The organism is Seonamhaeicola marinus (assembly GCF_008085455.1).
The window spans coordinates 1-471 of record NZ_VSDQ01000447.1; the positions used below are offsets into that span (position 1 = coordinate 1).

Genomic DNA, 471 nt, shown 5'->3' on the forward strand with positions numbered 1-471 from the left:
TAACTAATATTATATTTACCAATAAATAAAATTTATAATTATTATGAGTGTTTCAAAATGGATTGGTGGTGCGCTTGGGTGGTCTTTTGGTGGCCCCATTGGTGCCATTATTGGTGTTGCCTTAGGAAGTATTGTTGATGCAATGTCAAACGGTAATACCGATACGTTTTTAGGTGAAGGAAAACAACAAAAAAGGCCAACGTATAATGGTAGAGCAGAACGCCCCCAAACACAATCGGGCGATTTTGAAGTTAGCTTACTTATTTTAGCATCAATAGTTATAAAGGCCGATGGTAAACAAGACCAAAGAGAGCTAGATTATGTACGCCAACAATTTGCAACAATGTATGGTAAAGAGCGTGCAAATCATGCATTTCAATTATTTAAAAACATAAGCAAACAAAGCGTATCTACAAGGCAAGTGTGTTTACAAATAAAGCAAATGATGGATCATCCGTCGCGCTTGCAATT

Annotated in this window: 1 protein-coding gene; it reads left to right on the top strand. The window is 36.5% G+C overall.

The window, feature by feature from the left end; genetic code table 11:
- Positions 1–43 precede the first annotated feature (43 nt).
- A partial coding sequence (locus FUA24_RS07640) for a tellurite resistance TerB family protein (RefSeq protein ID WP_187388214.1) occupies positions 44–471 on the top strand: 428 nt, incomplete at its 3' end.